Source organism: Kribbella sp. NPDC056861 (assembly GCF_040687575.1).
In the GTDB taxonomy this organism is placed as follows: domain Bacteria; phylum Actinomycetota; class Actinomycetes; order Propionibacteriales; family Kribbellaceae; genus Kribbella.
The window spans coordinates 652,289-673,635 of sequence record NZ_JBFBNQ010000003.1 but is presented as its reverse complement, the minus strand read 5'-3'; the positions used below and the strand labels follow the sequence as shown (position 1 = coordinate 673,635).

The 21,347-nt window shown below is 68.2% G+C and carries 22 protein-coding genes; 4 read left to right on the top strand and 18 right to left on the bottom strand.

Annotated features, from left to right (window positions below):
• Window positions 1-244: 244 nt before the first annotated feature.
• From AB0P21_RS17060 to AB0P21_RS16990, 15 genes are all read right to left on the bottom strand, one after another.
• Window positions 245-976: a hypothetical protein gene (locus AB0P21_RS17060; RefSeq protein ID WP_363697600.1), complete on the bottom strand. Its 732-nt coding sequence runs from the start codon at window positions 974-976 to the stop codon at window positions 245-247.
• Window positions 976-1,551 (bottom strand): hypothetical protein, encoded by a 576-nt coding sequence (locus tag AB0P21_RS17055; RefSeq protein WP_363697598.1) that lies wholly within the window; start codon window positions 1,549-1,551, stop codon window positions 976-978. Before AB0P21_RS17055 ends, AB0P21_RS17060 begins: the two co-directional genes overlap by 1 nt.
• Entirely contained in the window at window positions 1,548-2,837 is a 1,290-nt protein-coding gene (locus AB0P21_RS17050; protein ID WP_363697596.1) for an MlaD family protein, read from the bottom strand. The genes AB0P21_RS17055 and AB0P21_RS17050 overlap by 4 nt, the downstream gene beginning before the upstream one ends.
• The gene (locus tag AB0P21_RS17045) at window positions 2,834-4,075 is read right to left on the bottom strand and encodes an MCE family protein (protein ID WP_363697594.1); all 1,242 of its coding nucleotides are present in this window, start codon (window positions 4,073-4,075) and stop codon (window positions 2,834-2,836) included. Before AB0P21_RS17045 ends, AB0P21_RS17050 begins: the two co-directional genes overlap by 4 nt.
• Window positions 4,072-5,259 carry an MCE family protein gene (locus tag AB0P21_RS17040; protein ID WP_363697592.1) on the bottom strand — a complete coding sequence of 396 codons (1,188 nt, stop codon included), beginning with the start codon at window positions 5,257-5,259 and terminating at the stop codon, window positions 4,072-4,074. The genes AB0P21_RS17045 and AB0P21_RS17040 overlap by 4 nt, the downstream gene beginning before the upstream one ends.
• A complete protein-coding gene (locus tag AB0P21_RS17035) occupies window positions 5,256-6,284 on the bottom strand; it encodes an MCE family protein (RefSeq protein ID WP_363697590.1) in 1,029 nt (342 codons plus the stop codon). Before AB0P21_RS17035 ends, AB0P21_RS17040 begins: the two co-directional genes overlap by 4 nt.
• On the bottom strand, window positions 6,281-7,312 hold the full coding sequence (locus AB0P21_RS17030; protein ID WP_363697588.1) for an MCE family protein: 1,032 nt from the start codon (window positions 7,310-7,312) through the stop codon (window positions 6,281-6,283). The genes AB0P21_RS17035 and AB0P21_RS17030 overlap by 4 nt, the downstream gene beginning before the upstream one ends.
• The gene (locus tag AB0P21_RS17025; protein ID WP_363697586.1) at window positions 7,309-8,625 is read right to left on the bottom strand and encodes an MCE family protein; all 1,317 of its coding nucleotides are present in this window, start codon (window positions 8,623-8,625) and stop codon (window positions 7,309-7,311) included. The genes AB0P21_RS17030 and AB0P21_RS17025 overlap by 4 nt, the downstream gene beginning before the upstream one ends.
• A 2-nt stretch (window positions 8,626-8,627) precedes the next feature.
• Window positions 8,628-9,458: an ABC transporter permease gene (locus AB0P21_RS17020; protein ID WP_363697584.1), complete on the bottom strand. Its 831-nt coding sequence runs from the start codon at window positions 9,456-9,458 to the stop codon at window positions 8,628-8,630.
• Window position 9,459: 1 nt separating this feature from the next.
• Window positions 9,460-10,233 (bottom strand): ABC transporter permease, encoded by a 774-nt coding sequence (locus AB0P21_RS17015; protein ID WP_363697582.1) that lies wholly within the window; start codon window positions 10,231-10,233, stop codon window positions 9,460-9,462.
• Complete coding sequence (locus tag AB0P21_RS17010; protein WP_363697580.1) at window positions 10,230-11,177, bottom strand: ATP-binding cassette domain-containing protein; 948 nt, start codon at window positions 11,175-11,177, stop codon at window positions 10,230-10,232. Before AB0P21_RS17010 ends, AB0P21_RS17015 begins: the two co-directional genes overlap by 4 nt.
• A gap of 258 nt (window positions 11,178-11,435) precedes the next feature.
• A complete protein-coding gene (gene rplL / locus AB0P21_RS17005) occupies window positions 11,436-11,819 on the bottom strand; it encodes a 50S ribosomal protein L7/L12 (protein WP_363697579.1) in 384 nt (127 codons plus the stop codon).
• A 69-nt stretch (window positions 11,820-11,888) separates the two neighbouring features.
• Window positions 11,889-12,512: a 50S ribosomal protein L10 gene (gene rplJ, locus AB0P21_RS17000; RefSeq protein ID WP_363697578.1), complete on the bottom strand. Its 624-nt coding sequence runs from the start codon at window positions 12,510-12,512 to the stop codon at window positions 11,889-11,891.
• A gap of 236 nt (window positions 12,513-12,748) precedes the next feature.
• Entirely contained in the window at window positions 12,749-13,936 is a 1,188-nt protein-coding gene (locus tag AB0P21_RS16995) for an MFS transporter (protein ID WP_363697576.1), read from the bottom strand.
• On the bottom strand, window positions 13,936-14,517 hold the full coding sequence (locus AB0P21_RS16990; RefSeq protein ID WP_363697575.1) for a TetR family transcriptional regulator: 582 nt from the start codon (window positions 14,515-14,517) through the stop codon (window positions 13,936-13,938). The genes AB0P21_RS16995 and AB0P21_RS16990 overlap by 1 nt, the downstream gene beginning before the upstream one ends.
• An 89-nt stretch (window positions 14,518-14,606) precedes the next feature.
• Here AB0P21_RS16990 and AB0P21_RS16985 point away from each other — a divergent pair, with 89 nt between their 5' ends.
• Entirely contained in the window at window positions 14,607-15,494 is an 888-nt protein-coding gene (locus AB0P21_RS16985; protein WP_363697574.1) for an SDR family oxidoreductase, read from the top strand.
• 2 nt (window positions 15,495-15,496) lie between these two features.
• On the opposite strand, the gene AB0P21_RS16980 is transcribed toward AB0P21_RS16985, so the two are convergent.
• The 3 genes from AB0P21_RS16980 to AB0P21_RS16970 are packed head-to-tail and all read right to left on the bottom strand — an operon-like array spanning window position 15,497 to window position 17,681.
• Window positions 15,497-15,901 (bottom strand): RidA family protein, encoded by a 405-nt coding sequence (locus AB0P21_RS16980; RefSeq protein ID WP_363697573.1) that lies wholly within the window; start codon window positions 15,899-15,901, stop codon window positions 15,497-15,499.
• Window positions 15,902-15,930: 29 nt separating this feature from the next.
• On the bottom strand, window positions 15,931-16,665 hold the full coding sequence (locus AB0P21_RS16975; protein WP_363697572.1) for an IclR family transcriptional regulator: 735 nt from the start codon (window positions 16,663-16,665) through the stop codon (window positions 15,931-15,933).
• Complete coding sequence (locus AB0P21_RS16970) at window positions 16,662-17,681, bottom strand: sugar kinase (protein WP_363697570.1); 1,020 nt, start codon at window positions 17,679-17,681, stop codon at window positions 16,662-16,664. The genes AB0P21_RS16975 and AB0P21_RS16970 overlap by 4 nt, the downstream gene beginning before the upstream one ends.
• A 116-nt stretch (window positions 17,682-17,797) precedes the next feature.
• Here AB0P21_RS16970 and AB0P21_RS16965 point away from each other — a divergent pair, with 116 nt between their 5' ends.
• From AB0P21_RS16965 to AB0P21_RS16955, 3 genes are read left to right on the top strand one after another with little or no spacing between them, the layout of a single operon-like run.
• Window positions 17,798-19,105 carry an alanine racemase gene (locus AB0P21_RS16965; RefSeq protein WP_363697568.1) on the top strand — a complete coding sequence of 436 codons (1,308 nt, stop codon included), beginning with the start codon at window positions 17,798-17,800 and terminating at the stop codon, window positions 19,103-19,105.
• On the top strand, window positions 19,105-20,718 hold the full coding sequence (locus AB0P21_RS16960) for a D-aminoacylase (RefSeq protein WP_363697566.1): 1,614 nt from the start codon (window positions 19,105-19,107) through the stop codon (window positions 20,716-20,718). The genes AB0P21_RS16965 and AB0P21_RS16960 overlap by 1 nt, the downstream gene beginning before the upstream one ends.
• Window positions 20,715-21,344 carry a bifunctional 4-hydroxy-2-oxoglutarate aldolase/2-dehydro-3-deoxy-phosphogluconate aldolase gene (locus AB0P21_RS16955; RefSeq protein WP_363697564.1) on the top strand — a complete coding sequence of 210 codons (630 nt, stop codon included), beginning with the start codon at window positions 20,715-20,717 and terminating at the stop codon, window positions 21,342-21,344. The genes AB0P21_RS16960 and AB0P21_RS16955 overlap by 4 nt, the downstream gene beginning before the upstream one ends.
• Window positions 21,345-21,347 lie beyond the last annotated feature (3 nt).

The following is a 21,347-nucleotide window of genomic DNA, read 5'->3' as shown; positions in this document are numbered from 1 at the left end:
CTTCGAAAGCGGCACTTCGGTGCTGGGAGCGCATGCCAAACGACCCTCGTCAAGTTCTGAGGATGAACAAGGGTGCGGTTAAAGGCAGCGCAAAGCAATAGGCTACCCGATCAGGGCAAGCCTGTCCAATGGGGTCCGACACTATGCCTTCGGACCACCCACTCCGTCAAGAAAGACCCGGGTTCTCCAGCGGGTAACCAACCCGCGAGCCGCCCGGAACATCCTCTCCGGAGTCACCAGCAGACTACAGTCCGGCGATCTCCTGGACCAGCCATTGCGTGCCGTTTCGGACCATCGTGAATCTGGTCCGGTTCTGGTCGATCCGGGGTTTACCCTCCGTGATCGTGCTGGTGGTGGTCTGGTTGACGAAGATGATCAGCGTCACCCGGTCGGCGTCGCCGTCGCGGACCCCGACGTCGCGCACCTCGGCCCGGACCGTCGCCTTGGTCTTGGTGGCGATCTCGCCGGCCACCTTGGCGGTGGCGTCGAACTGGCCGGCGAACTCCGGCGTCATCGTCGCCCGGGCGTCCGCGAAACTCTTGTCCAGCGTGCGGTAGTCGTAGCTGAGCGCGGTTTCGGCGGCCTTCCGCCCAGCCGCGGACGCCTGGTCACGGGCATCCTCGGCCTCCTTGCCCTTCCAGGCCTTCACCCCGAGGATCCCGGTCAGCGCCAGGATCACCACCAGCAACACCCCGAGCGCAGCCGACAGCACGACGCTGACCCGGGAGACCGGGGCCGCGGCCCGCTCAACGGGCACCACGGTCGCGCCGGAGGCCTTCGCTGGAGCCGGCTCGGCGGCCAGCGCAGCGCCACCTTCGTCACCCTCGGTCACCGTCGGCGTGTCGCCGGAGGCCGGTGAATCCTCCTGCAAACGCTTGGATGTGGCCTGAGTCACTGGCTCCGAAACAGCGTTTTCGGGGTTGACTTCGGCCGGAACTTCGGCCTTCCGGCGCTGGCCGGCGATCTTGCGGGGCATCAGCCGACCGCCTGCAGGTCGGCGGTCAGCCAGCGGTCCTGCTCGCGGACCAGGTCCAGCTTGATCCGGTAGCGGCGGGCCACCCCGTCCTTGGAGGCGGTGTTGGTGACGACCGCGTTGACGATCACCAGCACCTGGGCCGAGTCCTTGTCGTTGGACACCACTCCGGCCTCTTTCACCTCGCCGGTGGAGGTTGCCTTGTTAGTGACCACCTCGGTCTTGATCGTCTCCGAGGCAGCCTTGAACTCCTCCTTGAACTGCCCGGTGGAGCCGTCCTGTACCCGCTTCACATCGGCGTCCCAGCTCGTGTAGTTGTACGTCGTGAAGTCCAGCGCCAGCTGCCGCGCGGCCTTCAACGCGCCGTCGCGCTCACTGTCCCGGGCGTCCTGCCCGCGCAGCGCGACCACCGACAGCGTCGCCCCGGCCAGCGCGACCACCAACAGCACGCTCAACCCCCAGGCCAGGATCACCGGCCCACGGCCGGCCGGCCGCCGGACCTGCTGCCGGATCCCCAGCACGATGACGGTGACCAGGAAGATGCCGAGGCCGATCGCGAGCCCCAAAGGTCCGCTCACTTGCCGCTCACCGGGCCGAGGATGAGGGCCTTCCAGGAGTCCTTGCCGAGCAACTCCTCCTGGCCGCCGGTCGAGCCGAGCACCATTTCGGGCATTCCGTCCTTGCCGCCGGCCGCACCGGTCGCTGCGTCGTACCCGATGCCGTAGCCGATCCGGTTCGCGTTCCGCGACGACGGGGCCGGCTTGTTCTGGGAGCCGCGGACGTCGATACCGGAGCCCGGCGACGCCGTACAGCCGGCTTTGGTGTTCGCGGGCTTGCTGGTGGTGTCCTGCGGGACCCGCTTGTCGGTGCCGTTGTAACCGGCCCGGCAGGCCGGCGGGCTGAAGCCGAGCACCAGGCCGAAGTGCGCGTCGTAGTGCCCCGTCCCCGGATCCTTCGCCGGTACGACGTACCCGCCCATCGCCACCGCCGGATAGACCACCAGCAGCTGCTCGACCGCATCCAGCCGTACTGCGGTCAGCTCGCTCACCGTCAGCAGGTTGCCGAGCAGCACCGCGATGTCGGCCCGGTTCTCGGTGATCAGCGCGGTCAGCTGGACCGAGGCGCCGGAGCCGTTGTCGATCACGGACCGCAGGTTGGTGTCCGAGCTGACCAGCGTGTCGGACAGCAGCGCCAGGTTCTTCGCCCAGGTCTTGATCGCGCTGCCGCTGGCCACCTGGGTGGCCAGCACGGTGTTGCCGTCGTTGATCAGCTTGATCGTCTGCAAAATGTTCGCGTCGGCGTCGGTGATCAGCGCGCCGGAGCTGTCGATGATCTTCTGCAGATCGGTGCCGCGGCCGCGGAGCGCGTCGCCGAGCTCCTTGACGGTGGTCTTCAGGCTGTTCTTGTCGACCGAGTTCACCAACTGGTCCAGGTTCAGCAGCAGCTCGGTGGTGTCGATCGGCAGCGCGGTGTTCTGCCGGGAGATCTTCGAGTTGTCCTGCAGGAACGGGCCGCCGTCGCGGCGCGGCTGCAGGTCGACGTACTGCTCGCCGATCGCGGACCGGTTCGCGACCACGGCCAGCAGGTCGTTCGGGATCTTGGTCTTCTTCTCGATGTCCAGGTCGACCTCGACGCCGTCCGGCAGCAGCTTGAGCTCGCCGACCCGGCCGACCGGCTGACCGCGGTACGTCACCTCGGCGCCGGAGAAGATGCCGCCGGACTCGGCGAAGCTGGCGCTGACCGTGTAGTCGTCGTCGAACAGCAACTGGTCGACCTGGGCGTACTTGCCGCCGACGTAGGCGACGCCGACCAGGGTGATCAGCAGGAAGACCATCAGCTGGATCCGGACCATTCTGGTGATCACTTGGCCACCCCCGGCATCAGGACCTTGGCGAGCTCGGGATCGAACCCGGAGCGGTTCAGCTTCGGCGTACAGACCGGCAGCACCAGGATCGTCACGCAGGTGGTCGCGGTCCCGGTCGGCAGCGGCAACGACGGCAGCCCGCCGGTCGGGTTGCCGGTCGGGAACTTCGGCGAGTTGTGCAGCGGCACGCTGACCGGGATGGTCGGGATGGTCAGACCGACGTTCGGCAGGTTCAGCCCGAGCAGTCCCTTCAGGGCCTTCTGGGTGTTCACGTCCAGGGTGATGTTCAGGTTGGTGAAGTCGCCCTTGACCGCCTTGGCCGCCTCGTCCGGGAACGGGTAGGTGAGCAGCAGCTCAAGCGACTTGGGCAGGTTCTCCCCGGCCTCGGCGAGCTTGGTCAGCAACGGGTAGAGCGACTGCAGGTTGGCGACCAGGTCCTTCTGCGACGCCGTGATCACCCGGGTCGCGGTGTTGCCCAGCGAGGCCAGCGCCTGCAGCGTCTTGACCAGCGCCGCGCGTTGCTTGTCCAGGGCGGCGATCGACTTCGGCAGCGAGTCGATCGCGGCCGCCAGGGTCGTCTTCTGCGCGTTCAGCTGCTTGGCCAGCTGGTCGACGGCGGTGATCGCGGTGACGATCTTCTGCTTGTTCGCGTCCAGGGTGCCGACGAAGGTGTTCAGCTGGGTCAGCACGCTGCGGATGGCCGGCTCGTTCCCGGTCAGCGCCTTGTTCAGCTCCTGGGTGATGATCTGCAGCTGGGCCACGCCACCGCCGTTGAGCAGCAGCGACAGCGCCGACAGGACCTCTTCGACCTCGACGTTGCTGGTGGTCCGCGACAGCGGGATCAGCTCGCCGTTCTCCAGCTTGCCGCGCGGCTGCTCCGACCCCGACGGCGGTGCGAGCGAGACGAACTTCTCGCCCAGCAGGCTGGTCTGGCGGATCGTCGCGCGGGCGTTGTCCGGCAGCTCCAGGCTCTTCGGCAGCTTGACCCGGACCTTGGCGGTGTAGCCGTCCAGCCAGACCTTCTCGACCGTGCCGACGGTGACGTCGTCGACCTTGACCGTCGACTTCGGCACCAGATCCAGTACGTCGGTGAACTCCACCGTGACGGTGTACGCGTCGCCCTTGATCTTCGCGCCACCCGGCAACGGCAGGGAGTAGACGCTGAAGTCGCAGCCGCTCAGCAAGGTCGCCATCGCGACGACGCCGGCGACGACCGCAGTACTGCGGAGCCGCCTCATCGGTCGCCTCCCGGGACCAGGCCGCCGAGCGTCTCGTCGACCGGGTCAGGGCTGGGCAGCTTGGGCTTCGGGGCCGGCGCCCACGGCGTACCGGCTGGTCCGCCGGAACCGGTGATCGCGCTCAGCAGCGGGAGCTTGGGCAGCGCGCTGAGGACCGGCTTGAGCGCAGTACAGGTCGAGAGCGGCTGGTTGGCCTGGATCAGCAGCGAGCAGATGAAGGTCGCCGGGTCGTCCAGCTGGGCCAGGTTGATCCGCTGGTCCAGGGTGCCGAACTGCGGGTTGTAGACCCGGGCCAGGTTGCCCAGGCCGAGCGGCGCGGTGTCGATGATCTCGGCCAGCGCCGCCTTCTCCTTGACCAGGATCTGGGAGATGTCGGTGGCGCCGGAGATGGTGGTCTTCAGCAGCCCGCGGTTGTCCTTGACGAAGGTGGCGACCTCGCCGAGCGCGGTGGCCAGCAGGGACAGCGCGGCCGCGAGGTCCTTGCGTTCACCGGCCAGCGTGGTCGAGGTGGCCGCGAAGTTCGTGTTGAACTGCTTCACCAGGCCGTCGTTCGCGGCCAGCGCGGAGACGAAGGTCTGCAGCTGCTTGATCGTGGTGAACAGACTCTTGGAGTTGCTCGACAGCGTCTGGGTCAGGGTCGAGACATCGGTGATGGTCTGGTTCAGCTTCGCGCCCTGACCGTTCAGGTTGGCCGCCGACACGTCCAGCAGCCGCGACAGCGCGCCCTGGTCGTTGGCGCCCTTCGGCCCGAGCGCGACCGACAGGTCGTTCAGGCTCTGGTAGATCTGGTCCAGCTCCAGCGGTACGGCGGTCCGGTCCAGCGGGATCTCCGCGCCGTCGGCCATCACCGTCCCCTTGGAGTACGCCGGGGTGAGCTGGATGTAGCGGTCGGCAACGATCGACGGCGAGGCGATCACCGCCTTCGCGTTCGACGGCACCTTGTGCTTGGCCTCCCACCAGAACTTCACCCGTACCGCGCGCCCGGCCGGCGTCACGCTCTCGATCTCGCCGACCTTGATCCCGAGGATCCGGACGTCGGACCCCGGGTAGACGCTGACCGCCCGCGGGAAGTACGCGGTCGCCGACACCCGCTCGGGGTGCGGCCACAACGCGATCACACTGACGGCGAGCACCACGATGACGACACCGAAGGCGATCAGCCGGGACAGCGCGGCAACCTTCATCGGCCCGTCCCCCCGGTCAGTCCGCTCAGGATCGGCGGCAGCCCCGGAATCGGGATGGTCGGCAACGGGATCTCCGGCACCGGCACCAGGTTCTGCACGTAGGTGTCGAACCACGGCCCGGTGCCGAGCGTGTTGGTGAACACCCGCGCGTACGGCGCGAGCCCCTTGATGCTGGCGTCCAGCGCGTTCTGGTTCTTCAGCAGCGTGGCCAGCACGGCGTTCACCTTGGTCAGCGTCGGCGCCAGGTCCTTGCGGTTCTCCCGGACCAGCGCGGTGATCTGCGCGGACAGCTTCTGGGTCGAGACGAGCAGCTGGTGGATCAGCACCCGGCGGGCCTGCACGGCCTGGAACACGGTGTTGCCGTCCTTCATCAGCTTGACCAGCTGCTGGTTGCGGTCGGCAAGGACCTTGGTGACCACCTCGGAGTGCTGCAGCAGCTTCTTCAGCTCCTCGTCGCGCTTGGCGACGTTGCGCGACAGCCGGGACAGCCCGGTCAGTGACGCCTGCACCTCTTCGGGGGTGTTCTTGAAGGTGGTCGACAGGGTGTCCAGCGCCTTCGCCAGCTGCGCGGTGTCGATCCGCTCGGTGGTGTTGGCCAGATCGGTGAACGCGTCCACCACGTCGTACGCCGAGACCGTCCGGGCCAGCGGGATCTCCGAGCCCTCCTTCAGCTCGCCGTCACCTGCCGGGTCCAGCTTCAGGTACTTCTGCCCGAGCAGCGTCTTGATCTTCATCTCAGCGCCGGTCTGGTCACCGAGCTTGACGCCCCGGTCGACCACGAAGTCGACCCGGACGTGGGTGCCGGCCAGCTCGACCTTACGGACCTGGCCGACCCGGACACCGGCCACCCGGATCTCGTCCTTCGGCTTCAGCCCACCGGCCTCGGAGAACTGCGCGGAGTACTTCGTGCCGCCACCGATCAGCGGCAGGTCCTGCACCTTGAACGCCGCCAGCATGATCAGCCCGAGCACGGTCAGGCCGACCACGCCGATGGTGACCTGGTTCTGTTCTCTGAACGGCTTCACTTCGCACACCTCGCGGAGTTCACGTCATGGCTGATCGGGATCCGGGTGCCCAGCGGCAGCGTGACGTTGCCGTCGAAGCCGCACAGGTAGAAGTTGAACCAGGACCCGTACGACGCGGTCCGGGTCATCGTCTCGAGCTTGCCCGGCATGTTCTGCAGCGTCTTGACCCAGATCGCCTGGGTGTCGTCGAGGGTGGTCGAGACCTCCCGCAGCCGGTCCAGGTCCGCCTTGATCGGCACCCTGGTCTGCTGCAGCAGGCCGGCCGTCTTGGTGTTCAGCGAGTTGATCGAGGTCAGCGAGCCGAGGATCGGGTTGATGTCCTGGCTCAGCCCGGTGATGAACTGCTGCAGGTTGACCAGCAGCTGGGAGAAGTTCGCCTGCCGCTGCGAGACGATCTGCAGGGTCGAGGTCAGGTTGGTGATCAGGTCGCCGATCACCTGGTCGGAGTCGGCCAGCGTGGTGGTCAGCGACGCGGTCCGGGCCAGCAGGCTCTCGATCGTGCCGCCCTCGCCCTGCAGCACCTTGATCACCTCGAACGCGAACTGGTTCACGTCCTTCGGGGTCAGCGCGGTGAACAGCGGCTTGAACCCGTTGAAGAGCACCGACAGGTCCAGCGCGGGGGCGGTCCGGTCCTTTCCGATGATGCCGTTCGCCTTCATCCGGCTGCCGCCACCGACACCTTCGGTGAGCGCGATGTAGCGGTTGCCGACCAGGTTCCGGTAGCGCATCGTCGCCCGGGTCGAGGTGTCCACGACCTGGCCGGAGTCGACGCTGAAGCTGATCATCGCCAGTTTGTCCTGGTAGATCTCGATCTTGTCGACCTGCCCGACCCGGACCCCGGCGATCCGGATGTCGTCGCCCTTGTTCAGCCCGACCACGTCGGTGAACACGGCCCGGTACTTCGTGGTCGCGGTGAAGCTGATGTTGCCGATGGTGACCGCCAGCAGCGCGGTCGCGACGGTGGTGACGACCACGAAGATCGCCAGCCGCACGGTGTCGATCGAGGTCTTCCTGTCCAGCAGCTTCATTTCAGGTTCACCTGCCCACCACGTACGAGGGGCCCGATCATCAGGGTGGTCAGATCCGGTACGTCGCCGGCCGGGATGCCCATCGCGGGTCCGGCGAAGGAGTCGATCACCTTCTGCTCGGCCGGCGTACCGGCGCCGCCGGTGTCCATCGCGAAGCCGGGCATCGCCCGGTTCAGCTGCAGGTTGACCGGGAAGCGGGTCTTCTTGCCGTGGTCGCCGACCACGCCGTCCTCGCCGGTGACGTACGGCGCCGGGTTCTGCTGGGTGTACGGGCCGGGCTTCTCCCCCGGCACGCTGTAGTTCTTGCCGACACAGGTCGGACCGCGGTGGTCGTCGTACCTCGGGGTCTCGTTCGGCTGGTACGGCGTGGGCTGGTTGGTGACCAGCTCCAGGTTGATGTGCAGGATGCCGTCGCGGAACGTGTCGTTCAGGATCGGCGCGGTGTCGGTCATCACCTTGAGGAAGCAGGGGAACTCGGGCGAGTAGCGCTCCAGCAGGTCGAGCACCGGCCGGCTCACCTCGCCGAGCCGGATCACCCGGTCCTCGTTCTCCTTCAGGAAGGTGTTCCCGGTGGCCGACAGGGTCTGCACGTCGGTGAAGAAGGTCTGCAGCTGCTTCTCCTTCTCGACCACCGTGTTTCCGGTGATGGTCAGGTTGCGCAGCGCCCGGGCCAGCTCGGGGGTGACGTCGCCGTAGATGTTCGAGACCTGGGTCAGCTTGGTCAGCGCCGCGATCAGGTTCGGCACGTTCGGGTTCAGCTTCTTCAGGTAGCCGTCGAGCTGGGTCAGGGTCGAGGCGATCTCGGTACCGCGTCCCTCCAGCGCCGTGGCCAGCGTGTTCAGCGTCGCGTTCAGGTCGGCCGGGTCGACCGCCTGCAGCAACGGCAGCGCGTCGTTCAGCACCTTCTCGATCTCGATGCCGACCGCGGTCTTGTCCCGGGCGATCACGTCGCCGGCCCGGATCGCCCGGCCCGCCTGACCGGCCGGCGGCACCAGCGCGACGTACTTCTCGCCGAACAGCGTCTTCGGCAGGATCCGGGCGCTGACCTGGCTGGAGATCTCCTTCACCTGATCCGGCTTCAGCGACAGGCGCACGGTGGCGAACTCGCCGTCGGTGGAGACGTCGCTGACCTCGCCGACGATGATGCCGCGCAGCTTCACGTCCGCGTGCCGGTTCAGCTGCAGGCCGATGTGGCTGGTCTGCAGCTTCACCTCGACGGTGTCGGTGAAGACCTTGGCGTAGAAGGCGTAGGTGAGCCAGAGCAGGAAGCAGAGCATCCCGATGAAGGCGGTCCCGAGGATTCGTCTGGTCATCGCTATCCCGCCAGCCTGACGGTGGTCGTGGTTCCCCAGATCGCCATCGACAGCAGCAGGTCGACCACGTTGATCACCACGATCGACGTCCGGACCGCGCGGCCGACGGCGACGCCGACGCCCGCGGGACCGCCGGTCGCGTGGTACCCGTGGTAGCAGTGCACCAGGATCACCAGGACCGAGAAGACCAGCACCTTGCCGAACGACCAGAGCACGTCCCCTGGTGGTAAGAACAGATGGAAATAGTGGTCGTACGTGCCGGTGCTCTGCCCGTAGAAGGTGGTCACGGTCAGCCGGGTGGCGAAGTACGACGACAGCAACCCCACGACGTACAGGGGGACGACGGCGATCAGCCCGGCGATGATCCGGGTGGTGACCAGGTACGGCAGGGACGGGATCGCCATCACCTCGAGGGCGTCGATCTCCTCGCTGATCCGCATCGCGCCGAGCTGGGCGGTGAAACCGCAGCCGACCGTCGCGGCCAGCGCGATACCGGCGATCAGCGGGCCGATCTCGCGGGTGTTGATGTAGGCGCTGACGAAGCCGGCGAAGGCCGAGGTGCCGATCTGGTTCAGCGCCGAGTAGCCCTGCAGGCCGACCTCGGTGCCGGTGAAGAAGGCCAGGAAGGTGATCACGCCGACGGTGCCGCCGATCACCGCCAGCGCGCCGGTGCCGAGCGTCACCTCGGCCAGCAGCCGGAGGATCTCGCGCCGGTAGCGGGTGACGGACTTACCCGACCAGGCCAGGGCCTTCAGGTAGAAGGCGAGCTGCTCCCCCAGCCGGTCCAGGGAGTTCAGCGGCTTCTTCACCAGCACGTCGACCAGGACGGACACGTCACGCCCCCTTCGGCGGGACGAGCTGGAAGTAGATCGCCGTCATCGCGAAGTTCGCGACGAACAGCAGCATGAAGGTGATCACGACGGACTGGTTCACCGCGTCGCCGACGCCCTTCGGGCCGCCACCGGCGTTCATCCCCTTGTACGACGCGACCACTGCGGCGATGAAGCCGAAGACCAGCGCCTTCGCCTGGCCCTGCCACAGGTCGGGCAGGTGCGCGAGCGCGGTGAACGAGGCGATGTAACTGCCTGGCGTGCCGTCCTGCAGGACGACGTTGAAGACGTAGCCGCCCATCACGCCGACCACGCTGACGAAACCGTTCAGGAAGAACGCGACCATCATGGTGGCCAGCACCCGCGGGACGACCAGGCGCTGGATCGGGTCGATGCCGAGCACCATCATCGCGTCGAGCTCTTCGCGGATCTTCCGCGCGCCCAGGTCGGCACAGATCGCCGAGCCGCCGGCGCCCGCGATCAGCAGCGCGGTCGCGATCGGCGACGCCTCCCGGACCACGGCCAGGACGGCGGCCGACCCGGTGAAGGCCTGCGCGCCGAACTGCTTGATCAGTCCGCCGACCTGCAGCGCGATCACCGCGCCGAACGGGATCGCCACCAGCGCGGTCGGGATGATCGTCACGCTGGCCACGAACCAGGCCTGCTGCAGGAACTCGCGCAGCTGGAACGGCCGGCGGACCGAGGCCCGGGCCGTGTCCAGCGCGAAAGCGAACAGTGATCCTGCTGCTTTCAGCGGGGCGGTCGCCGAAAGGCTCACGAAGCCCCCACGGTCGCGGAGGCGAAGGAACCCGGCGGTGGCGTCACGCCGTTCTCTTCACACCACTGCCCCGGCGGGCGCTGCGTCGGACGCAGTACGCCGCTGCTGGGCAGTTGCTGGATCGGGATCGGCGGCAGCGGTGGCAGCTCCTGATCGGCCTCGGCGGCCAGCTCGTCGGCGTCCTTCTCCTCCGACATGCCGATCGGGCCGATCCGCTGCGCGTTCAGGAACTGGCGGACCACCGGCTCCTCGCTGGACAGCAGCATCTCGCGCGGGCCGAACATCGCCAGGTGCCGGTGGTACAGCAGGCCGATGTTGTCCGGCACCGTGCGCGCGGTGTTGATGTCGTGGGTGACGATCAGGCAGGTGGCCTGGGTCATCTCGTTCAGGTCGATGATCAGCTGGTTCAGGAACGCGGTCCGGACCGGGTCGAGACCGGAGTCGGGCTCGTCGAAGAGCAGGATCTCGGGCTCCAGCACCAGCGCGCGGGCCAGCCCGGCCCGCTTGCGCATCCCGCCGGAGATCTCGCCGGGCAGCTTCTTCTCCGCGCCGACCAGGCCGACCATCTCCATCTTCTCCATCACGATGGAGCGGACCTCGGACTCGGACTTCTTGGTGTGCTCGCGCAGCGGGAAGGCGACGTTGTCGTACAGGTTCATCGAGCCGAACATGGCGCCGTCCTGGAACAGCACCCCGAACAGCTTGCGGATCTCGTACAGCGAGCGCTCCGAGCAGGTGGCGATGTCGACACCCTCGATGTGCACGTGACCCTTGTCCGGCTTGAGCAGACCGATCAGCGTCTTCAGGAATACGGACTTCCCGGTGCCGGAAGGGCCCAGCATCACGCAGATCTCACCGGCGGGCAGCGTCAGGGACACGTCGCCCCAGATCAGCTGACTTCCGAAGGACTTGGACAGTCCCTCGACGCGGACTTCTACGCCCACCGGTCCTCCTCACGGGTAGATCGTGCAGCCCCGACCGACGTGCTTTCGCCAGTTCAACGAGGGCGCGGTTGCTTAGGTTACGCACGAGTACGGTTTTACGTAACCCCTGTCTGTCAAGTGATGACGACCCGGGAGTCACAACCTGATCACGCACCGGAATCACCGGGGATCCTAGTCCGGTCCGGACATGCCGAAGGGCGGCCCGGTAGGACCGCCCTTCAACTGGTATCACTTCGTTGTGCGGCTAGGCCGCACAGGTCACTTGACGGAGACGGTGGCCCCGGCGCCCTCGAGGGCCTCCTTGGCCTTCTCCGCGGCAGCCTTGTCGACCTTCTCGAGGATGGCCTTCGGGGCGCTCTCGACGAGGTCCTTGGCCTCCTTCAGGCCGAGGCTCGTGAGGCCGCGCACCTCCTTGATGACCTGGATCTTCTTGTCGCCGGCCGACTCCAGGACGACGTCGAACTCGTCCTGCTCGAAGGCCTCTTCGGCCGGGGCGCCGGGGACACCGGCGGCGGCGACGGCGACGGGAGCGGCGGCGGTCACGCCGAACTCCTCCTCGAAGGCCTTCACGAACTCAGAGAGCTCGAGCAGGGTGAGGTCCTTGAACTGACCGAGCAGCTCTTCGGTGCTGAGCTTCGCCATGGTGGCGGTCCTTCCTTCAACGTGTTGCTGGGGTGATCACTGATTGGGGTACTGCGTGAAGCGAACGCGTCAGCTGTCAGCTGAAGCGGTCTCCTCGGTGCTCGCCTCTTCGGCAGGTGCGTCGACCGTGTCCTGCACAGCCTCCGCAGCCGGAGCCTCGTCCGCCACGGGGGCGTCGTCGGCCGGCAGCTTGTCCTGCAGCGCAGCGAACAGGCGCGCGGCCTGTGCGAGCGGAGCAGCGAACAACGACACCGCTTGCTGCGGGGCCGCCTTCATCGCACCTGCGAGCTTCGAGAGGAGGACCTCACGCGACTCCAGGTCAGCGAGCTTCTTGATCTCGTCGGAGCCGAGTGCCTTGCCGTCCAGCACACCGCCCTTGATGACGAGAAGGGGATTGGCCTTGGCGAAGTCACGCAGCCCCTTGGCCGCGACCACCGGGTCGCCCTTGATGAAGGCGATGGCCGACGGACCCTCGAGCAGGGAGTCGAACGACTCCACACCCGCGTCCTTGGCCGCGATCTTGGTCAGCGTGTTCTTCACCACGGCGTAGTGCACGTCGTCACCGAGCGTAGTGCGCAACTGCCGCAACTGCGCCACGGTGAGTCCGCGGTACTCGGTCAGTACGGCGGCGCCTGAGCTCCTGAAGTTCTCAGTGAGCTCCGCGACGTCGGCTGCCTTGTCCGGCCTCGCCATGGTTCTCCTTCCGCCCTGCAAGAGCAGGGTTGGGCTTCTCTTGCCGCGCCGGCCAAGGACCCAGAACATCGAAAACGCCCCTGCGCAGGCGCAAGGGCGTGAAAGTAACTACTTCACTGACTTGTCACCTGCGCGGGCCGTCCACGAGTTGTGGACCTTCAGCTGCTCCGGGAGCAACGACCAGCGGTCTTCGGCAGGGTCCATTGAAACATCGGAAGCCGGGCGAACCAAATCGGTTACTCCGGCGGCCTCGGCCGAGCCGGGATCCAGCGGTTCATCGCGGTCGCCGCAGCCCAGCCGGTGAGGCCCATGAACAGCACCGCGGGGGCCAGCCCGGCCAGAGCCGTGACGCCGGCAATCAGCAAAGGGCCGGCGCTGCTACCGGTGTCTGAAAACAATCGGAAGGCGCCCAGGAACTGCGCTCTGCCCACCGCGGGCGAGGCGTCGGCGCCCAACGTCATGATCACCCCCGCCCCTAGGCCGTTGCCGACCCCCATCAGCAGCGCGACCGCCGTCAGCGTCGTCACCGAATGAGTCAGCGGCAGCAACAGATGTGCCAGCCCCAACACGAACATCGACGGTACTGCGACCCACTTGCGGCCGAAGCGGTCCATCACCGAGCCGGCCGGATAGAAGAGCAGCATGTCGACCGCGCCGGAGACCCCGAAGATGATGCTGGTGGTCTGCGCGTCGAGCCCGATGTGCTCGGCCCAGAGCGGGACCACCACCTGACGGGAGGCGCGGACCGCGCCGACCAGCAGCGCGCCGGTGCCGAGCGTTCGCAGTACGGGGAGGTGTTCGCGGATCACCGCGGCGGTGGACTGCAGCACGACCGGGTTGGCCGCGCGGCTGCGGCGTACGGACTCGAGGTCGGGGAGGCTGAGCAGCACGATGCAGGCGAGCGCGGCCGCGACCAGGTGCACCCAGTAGGCGCCGTCGGTGCCGAGGAACTTCATCGCGAAGGCGCCGACGAAGGGCCCGATGAACGAGCCGATCCGGCCGACTCCCCCGAGCGTCGACAGCGCTCGGGCGCGCATCTGCAGCGGCACCGCTTCGCTGAGGTAGGCCTGGCGGGCCAGATTCCAGACGGCTCCGGCGACCCCGGTCAGGCCGATGGCGAGGGCGAGACTCCACACACTCGGAGCGACCAGACAGATGGCGAGCGCGCACGAGACCAGCAGCGTGGCCAGCACCATCGCGCGGCGCTCGCCGACCTTGGTGGCCAGCGCGCCGGCCGGGATGTCGCCGATCACCTGCCCCACCCCGGCCGCGGCGACGACCAAGCTGGCGACCGCGATCGGGGCGCCCAGTTGCAGCGCCGACAGCGCGACCACGGGAGCGATCGCGCCCGAACCGATGCCGTACAGCAGCGCCGGCAGGTACACCGAAGGCGCGATCTTCCAGAGGCTGACGGGGTCTGCCATTAAGGCTCGGCTGTCTCCAAGGCGGTCATCAGTTGCTTGAACTCAGCCAAAATATCCCGCTCCACCGTCGCCAACGACCGCGTCTCACCGTCGGCGATCCACTGCCCGAAGGCGACGGCGAAGACGGTGACGCAAGTCTCGGCGGCGAGGGCGGCGGCCGGGTCGGGGACGCCCCGCTGCCGGAACGCCTCGGCGATGGCGGCGGTCAGGCTCGCGAGCTTCAGCAGCTCACGCTCCTTGAGCGGCTGATTGGCGGCGATCACCTGGTTGCGCTTGCGCGACCAGGGGCGGCGCTCCTCGAGGTGCTGCGCGGTCGAGGCCAGCGCGGCCGCGACCACCTCCAGCGGCGCGCTCCCCGGCGGCGCGGCGGCGACCGCGGCCACGAAGGCGTGCTGTAGCAGGTCCTCGCCGTCGAACAGCACTTCCCGCTTGTCGGCGAAGTGCCGGAAGAACGTCCGCTCGGTCAGCCCGACGCTCTTGGCGATCTCTCCCACCGTCGTCTGCTCGTAGCCCTGCTGAACGTAGAGCTCCAGCGCGGCGACGCGCAGCCGGTCCGTCGCGCCCGGCTCCCATCGCACCATGCCGCCAGTCTAGTTGATGACAGGGACTGACATAGCGAGGTACGGTGGTTGATGTCAGGCACTGACATCAACCTTCCAAGGAGTACACCATGCGCGTCTTCGTCACCGGAGCCTCCGGCTGGATCGGCTCGATCGCCGTCGACGAACTGCTCGCCGACGGCCATCAGATCGTCGGGCTGGCCCGCTCGGACAAGTCCGCCGCGGCACTCGCGGCCAAGGGCGTCGAGGTACTGCGCGGCGACCTCGACGACCTGGACAGCATCCGGACCGGCGCGGCCGCCGCCGACGCCGTCATCAACCTCGCCAACAAGCACGACTTCGGCCCGGCTTCGAATGCGGCCGAGCGCGCCGCGGTCCAGACGATCGGCGACGAACTCGCCGGCTCGAACCGCCCGTTCCTGATGGCCGCGGGCATCAACCCCGTCCCCGGCCGCTCATCGACCGAGGCCGACCTCTCACCCCACCACGGCCCCGACACCCCGCGCGGCGGTGCGGAGAACCTCGCGCTTTCCTTTCAGGACAAGGGCGTTCACCCGATCGTCGCGCGTTTCGCCCCGACCGTGCACGGCGCCGGCGACCTCGGCCTGATCCCCATGCTGGTCACCCGGGCCCGCGCCCTCGGCTTCGTCCCGTACGTCGGCGACGGCGCCAACCGCTGGCCCGCGGTCCACCGCTCGGACGCCGGCAAACTAGTTGCCCTCGGCATCACCAAGGCCCCGGCCGGCGCCATCCTGCACGCCACCGCCGAGGAAGGCGTCCCCACCCGCGCGATCGCCGAAGCCATCGCCGCCGGCCTCAACCTCCCGGCCACCTCCGTCACCCCCGACGAGGCCCTCACTCACCTCGGCTGGCTGGGCGGCTTCTTCGCCCTGGACCTGCCCACCACCAGCACAGCCACCCAGACCCTGCTGGGTTGGACCCCCACCGGCCCAACCCTGCTGGAAGACCTCGAAACAGACAGCTACTACCGCAGCTGAGGTCAGGACAGGACTGCGAGGGCGTCGATCTCGACCAGCATCTCGGCGCGCGGGAGTTCGCACATGACGGTGGTGCGGGACGGCAGGACGCCGCTGGTGGAGCGGGGCAGGACGAAGTCGCCGTAGGCGTCGTTCATCTCGGCGAAGTGGTCGCGGGTGGTCAGGTAGACGCGCAGCATCACGACGTCGTCGAAGGTGGCGCCGCCGGCCTTGAGGATCGCCTCGACGTTCTCCAGCACCTTGACGGTCTGGGCCTTCACGTCGCCGGGGTACAGGTACTCGTTGGTGGCCGCGTCGACCGGGCCCTGGCCGGAGATCTGCAGCAGGTTGCCCTTGCGGACGCCCTGCGAGAAGACGTGCGCCGGGGCCGGGGCGTCGGTGGTGAGGACGGCGGTCTTGTCTGACATCTGGGGAGTGCCTCTCAGTGGTAGTCGGCTCAGTTGTAGTCGGCGCCGATGGCGGCCGTGGTGGTGAGCAGGTCGGGCAGCAGCTCCAGCACCTGTTCGTAGTTGAGCAGGACGTCCGGCACCGACACCGAGACCGCGCCCACCACCCGGCCGGAGCGCTCGGTGATCGGCGCCCCGATGCAGTTGATGAACGATTCGTGCTCGGCCCGGTCATGCGCCCAGCCCTGCGACCGGACCAGGTCGAGCTCGTCGCGCAGCTCGTCCGGTCCGGAGATCGTGTTCGGCGTGAACCGGTGGTACTCGATGGTGGTCAGCAGGCCCTCGCGCTGACGCTTCGGCTGCGCGGCCAGCAACACCTTGCCGACCGCGGTGCAGTGCAACGCTGCCGGCACACCGATCTGGCTGTACATCCGCACCGACTGCACGCTGTCGAGCTTGTCGATGTAGATGACCTGCCCGTTCTCGTACGCCGCCAGGTGGACCGTCTGCCCGGTCCGCTGGTTCAGCTGCCGTAGATGCGGAGCAGCGACAGCCCGTACGACGTGCTGCTCCCGCGCCGCGTCGGCCAGCGAGAACAGCCGCGAGCCCAACCGGTAGCGGTGCGCGTCGTCCCGGCGTACGAAGCGCTCGGTCTCCATGGTTCGCAACAGCCGAAGCACTGTCGTCTTGTGCACGTCCAGCTCGGTCGCGAGCTGGTCGAGCGAGCGGTCACCCTCCCCCAGGCTGACCAGGATCTGCAGGGCTCTGGCGAGACTCTGACTCACACCGCACCTTCCACTAGGGCTGGTGACCTTATACCTGCCGGGCCTACGTGGGTGCCGGCCCAGTCCTCATCGGAGCAGTCGAGCAACGCCTGCCGGGTGGAGGCATCAGGCGGCGTCGCATGGTCATCGGGAACCGCCAGCACGGCCGCGGCGCTCAGGTGTCCCAGCCGCAGCCGCTGCTCCATCGGCAACCCCTGCAGCGTCCCAGCCAGGTAGCCAGCGGCAAACGCGTCTCCGGCGCCGACAGGCTCTACTACCTCGACAGTGAGCGCCGGCACCTCCGTACGCCGTCCGTCAGGCTCCAACGCCAGTGCCACATGGGAATCCGACTTCACCACGATCGTCGCGCGCGGCCCGAACAGTTCTCGCAGCTCAGCAGGGTCACTGGTGCCCGCGAACACCAACGCCTCATCCGCACCAATCAGTACTACGTCCGCCGCCCGCAGCAGTCGCCACAGCGGAGCCGGGTCGGTGTCGCGCCACAACGCCGGTCGCCAGTTGAGGTCGACACTCAAGGTGAACCCCACTGTGTCGCGCAGTGAGGCCAGGCGATCCAGCAGCTCAGCAGCAGTCGTCGAAATCGCAGCAGTGATCCCGGTGGTGTGCACAAGCTCGGCACCAACCAACCGATTGCGTACTGCGGGCCGGTCCAGGAAGTCGGCATCCATCGCCGCTGCGGCCGAGCCAGAGCGGTAGTAGTGCATCCGCGTCCGGCCGTTGATCGTGTGCTTCACATACAGCCCGGTTGGCCGGGTCGAGTCGTCCTCGACTCCACCCACCTCTACCCCGCGACTCCCCAGATCACGCAGTACATGCCGGCCGAAGCCGTCGGCACCGAGCCGCGAGATCCAGCCGGTCGGCACTCCCAGCGCGGCCAGCCCGCCGGCCACGTTGCACTCCGCGCCGCCGACCGACCGCCGGAACGTCTCGACGTCCTCCAGCGGGGCCCCGGTCTCGGCGGCGAGCATGATCATCGCCTCGCCCAGACAGACCGCCCGAGGTACCAGATCGGCCATCGATGAGTCCTCTCGGGCGGGATGTCGTTGACGGAAGTTCTGGCACGATGCTACAACCGAGACATCAGAATGCGCAACGCGCGTTGCGCAGAACGCAACCCAGTGCAGAGGACGTCATGTCAGCTTCGTACGATGCCGCCGCCGTCGCAGCCCTGGCCGACCAGCCGGTGAGCTGGCAGGACAAGGCGTTGCCGCCCGCCTTCTGGGGCCGGACCGTCGCCGACGTACTGGCCGGCAAGCCACGCCTGTCCGACCTGCCGACTCCCCTCCTCACTCTGTCCGCGCCCGGCCTGCAGCACAACGTCGAGACGCTCGCCCGCTGGTGCACCGAGCACGGCGTCCAGCTGGCGCCGCACGGCAAGACGACGATGGCGCCGGCACTTTGGGCCAAGCAGCTCGACGCGGGCGCCTGGGGCATCACGCTCGCGAACGTCTTCCAGCTCGGCGTCGCCCGTGCGTACGGCGTGAGCCGGGTGATGATCGCCAACTCGGTGGTGTCGCCGCTGCAGCTCCGTTGGATCGCCGACGAGCTGGCCGCTGACCCGGCGTTCGAGGTGATGGTGTGGGCCGACTCGGTGCGCACTGTCGAGATCCTGCAAGCCGCGAGGTCGGCGTACGTCGACGCCGACGCCCGGCCGCTCGACGTACTGGTGGAGGTCGGCGGAGCGGGTGGACGGACCGGCGCGCGTGACGTCGAGACCGGGCTGGCAATCGGCGCTGCCATCGCCGATGCATCGACACTGCGGCTCGCTGGAGTCGCCGGCTACGAAGGGGCGATTGCGCACGGCGCCGACGAGGCGGGGCTCGAGCACGTCCGCTCCTACCTCCGCGACCTCGCTGCTGTGCACCGCGGGCTGCACTACGAGGCTGACGTCGTACCGGTGGTCAGTGCAGGCGGCAGCGCGTACTTCGAGCAGGTGGCACAGGTACTCGCCCCACTCGCCAACGACGGCGCCCGAGTCGTACTGCGCTCCGGCGCCTACATTGCCCACGACGACGGCTATTACCGCGAGGTCTCGCCGCTGGGCTCCACCCCGCGGACCAACGGCGACGGCCTCATCCCAGCCATGCACGGCTGGGTCCGGATCACCTCGCAACCCGAGGCCGGCTTGGCGATCTTCGACGCGGGCAAGCGCGATCTGCCGTATGACGAAGGGCTTCCCGAGCCGCAGCTGCTCCGGCCGCGCTACTCGCGGCAGCGCCCCCGCCCGCTCGAGGGGATGACCGTGACCAAGCTGAACGACCAGCACGGCTTCCTGCGCTTCTCCCCCGACGGCGAGCCGCCGGTGGTGATCGGCGACGAGCTGCGGGTCGGCCTCTCCCACCCCTGTACCGCGTTCGACAAGTGGGGCCTGATCCCGGTCATCGACGACCCCGACGCCGACGACCCCGTGGTGGTCGACCTGGTCCGGACGTTCTTCTGATGACCGATCTGCTGATCACCGGCGGCACCGTCATCGACGGCACCGGTACCGCGGGTGTCCGCGCCGACGTCGCCGTCGACGCCGGCCGGATCGTGGCCATCGGCAACTACCTGCCGGGCAACGAGGTGCGGGCCGACCGCACGATCGACGCCACCGGGCTGGTGGTCGCCCCCGGTTTCATCGACATGCACGCGCACTCCGACCTGCAGATCCTGGCCAACCCGGACCACACGGCCAAGGTCAGCCAGGGCGTCACGCTGGAGGTGCTCGGCCAGGACGGCTTGTCCTTCGCACCGATCGACGACCCGACCCGGATCGCTGTCCGGCGGCAGATCGCGGGCTGGAACGGGGAGCCGGACGACTTCGACTTCTCCTGGTCGAGCGTCGCCGGGTACCTGGAGCGCCTCGATCAGGGGATCGCCTGCAACGCGGCGTACCTGGTCCCGCAGGGCACGCTGCGATTGATGGTCGTCGGTACGGCGAACCGCCCCGCCAGCACTGCTGAGCTCGAGCAGATGAAGAGCCTGCTCGCCGAAGGACTGCAGCAAGGCGCGGTCGGGATGAGCAGTGGGCTCACCTACACGCCCGGGATGTTCGCCGACACCACCGAACTGGTCGAGCTGTGCAAGGTCGTCGCGGAGTACGGCGGCTACTACAGCCCGCATCAGCGCTCGTACGGCAAAGGCGCACTGGAGGCGTACGGCGAGATGATCGAGATCGCCCGGGAGTCCGGCTGCGCACTGCACCTGACCCACGCGACGATGAACTTCGAGCCGAACAAGGGCCGCGGCGTCGACCTGCTGGCGATGATCGACCAGGCCCTCGCGGACGGCGTCGACATCACCACCGACACCTACCCTTACTTGCCGGGAGCAACGACTCTGTCGGCGATCCTGCCGAGCTGGAGCGCCGAGGGCGGTTCGGACGCGCTGGTTGCGCGGCTGGCCGATCCGGCGGACCGGGAGCGGATCACCTACGAGCTGGAGCAGGTCGGCACCGACGGCTGCCACGGCTGCGTGACCGACTGGAACACCATCGAGATCGGCGGCGTGAAGAACCCCGAGCTCAGCGGCGCGGTCGGCCATACGGTCGCGGCGCTTGCCGTCGAAGCCGGCCAGACCCCGGCCGAGGTGTTCTTCGACCTGCTGATCCGGGACAACCTGGCGACCACGATCCTGCAGCACGTCGGCCACGAGGAGAACGTGCAGGCGATCATGAAGCACCCGACCCACACGGGTGGCTCGGACGCGATCCTGGTCGGCGGCAAGCCGCATCCGCGGGCTTGGGGGACCTTCCCCCGGTACCTCGCGCACTACGTCCGCGACCTGGGCGTCCTCGAGTTGGCCGACTGCATCCACCACTTGACCGGGCGTCCTGCCCAGCGGCTGCGGCTGGCCGACCGAGGGCTGGTCCGCGAGGGGTACCACGCGGATCTGGTGCTCTTCGATCCCGCCGCGGTCCGGGACGCCGCGACCTTCGACAACCCTCGCCAGCAGGCCGAAGGCATTCCGTGGGTGCTGGTCGGCGGTGTGCCCGTCATCGAGGACGGGCATCGCACCAACGCGCTGCCCGGCCGCGCCATCCGTCGCAGTACTCAGGAGGAAACTAGATGACCACGCTGGACCTGCTCCGGGCCGACCGGGTGCTGAGCGTCGTCCGGGCGCCCGCGCTCGACGACGCCCGTGACCTCTGCTCCGCACTCGTTGCCGGTGGCATCCATGTGATCGAGCTGACGTTCACCACGCCGGACCTGCCCAGACACCTGGAGTGGGCAGCGTCCGGCGACACCGGCGCGGTGGTCGGCGCGGGCACCGTGCAGACCGCTGCCCAGGCCCGCTCGGCCATCGATGCGGGCGCTGCGTTCTTGGTCACCCCCGGCCAGGGGCCCGAGGCGGCGGAGATCGTCAAGGCTGCCCACGACGCCGGGATCCCCATCGTGCTGGGGTCTTTCACGCCGTCCGAGGTGATGACCGCACTCGCGCTCGGGGCTGACGCGGTCAAGATCTTCCCCGCGCACCACCTCGGCCCGAAGTACCTGAAGGACCTCAACGGTCCCTTCCCCGGTGTCCCACTGGTGCCCTCCGGTGGGGTCAACGCAAGCAACGCCCGGCAGTTCCTGGACGCCGGGGCGCTGGCCGTCAGCGCCGGCACCGATGTCGTCTCCCCCGCTGACATCACCGCGGAGAACTGGTCCCAGATCACCACCAACGCCAAGGCTTTCTGCGCCGCATTGAGCTGATCC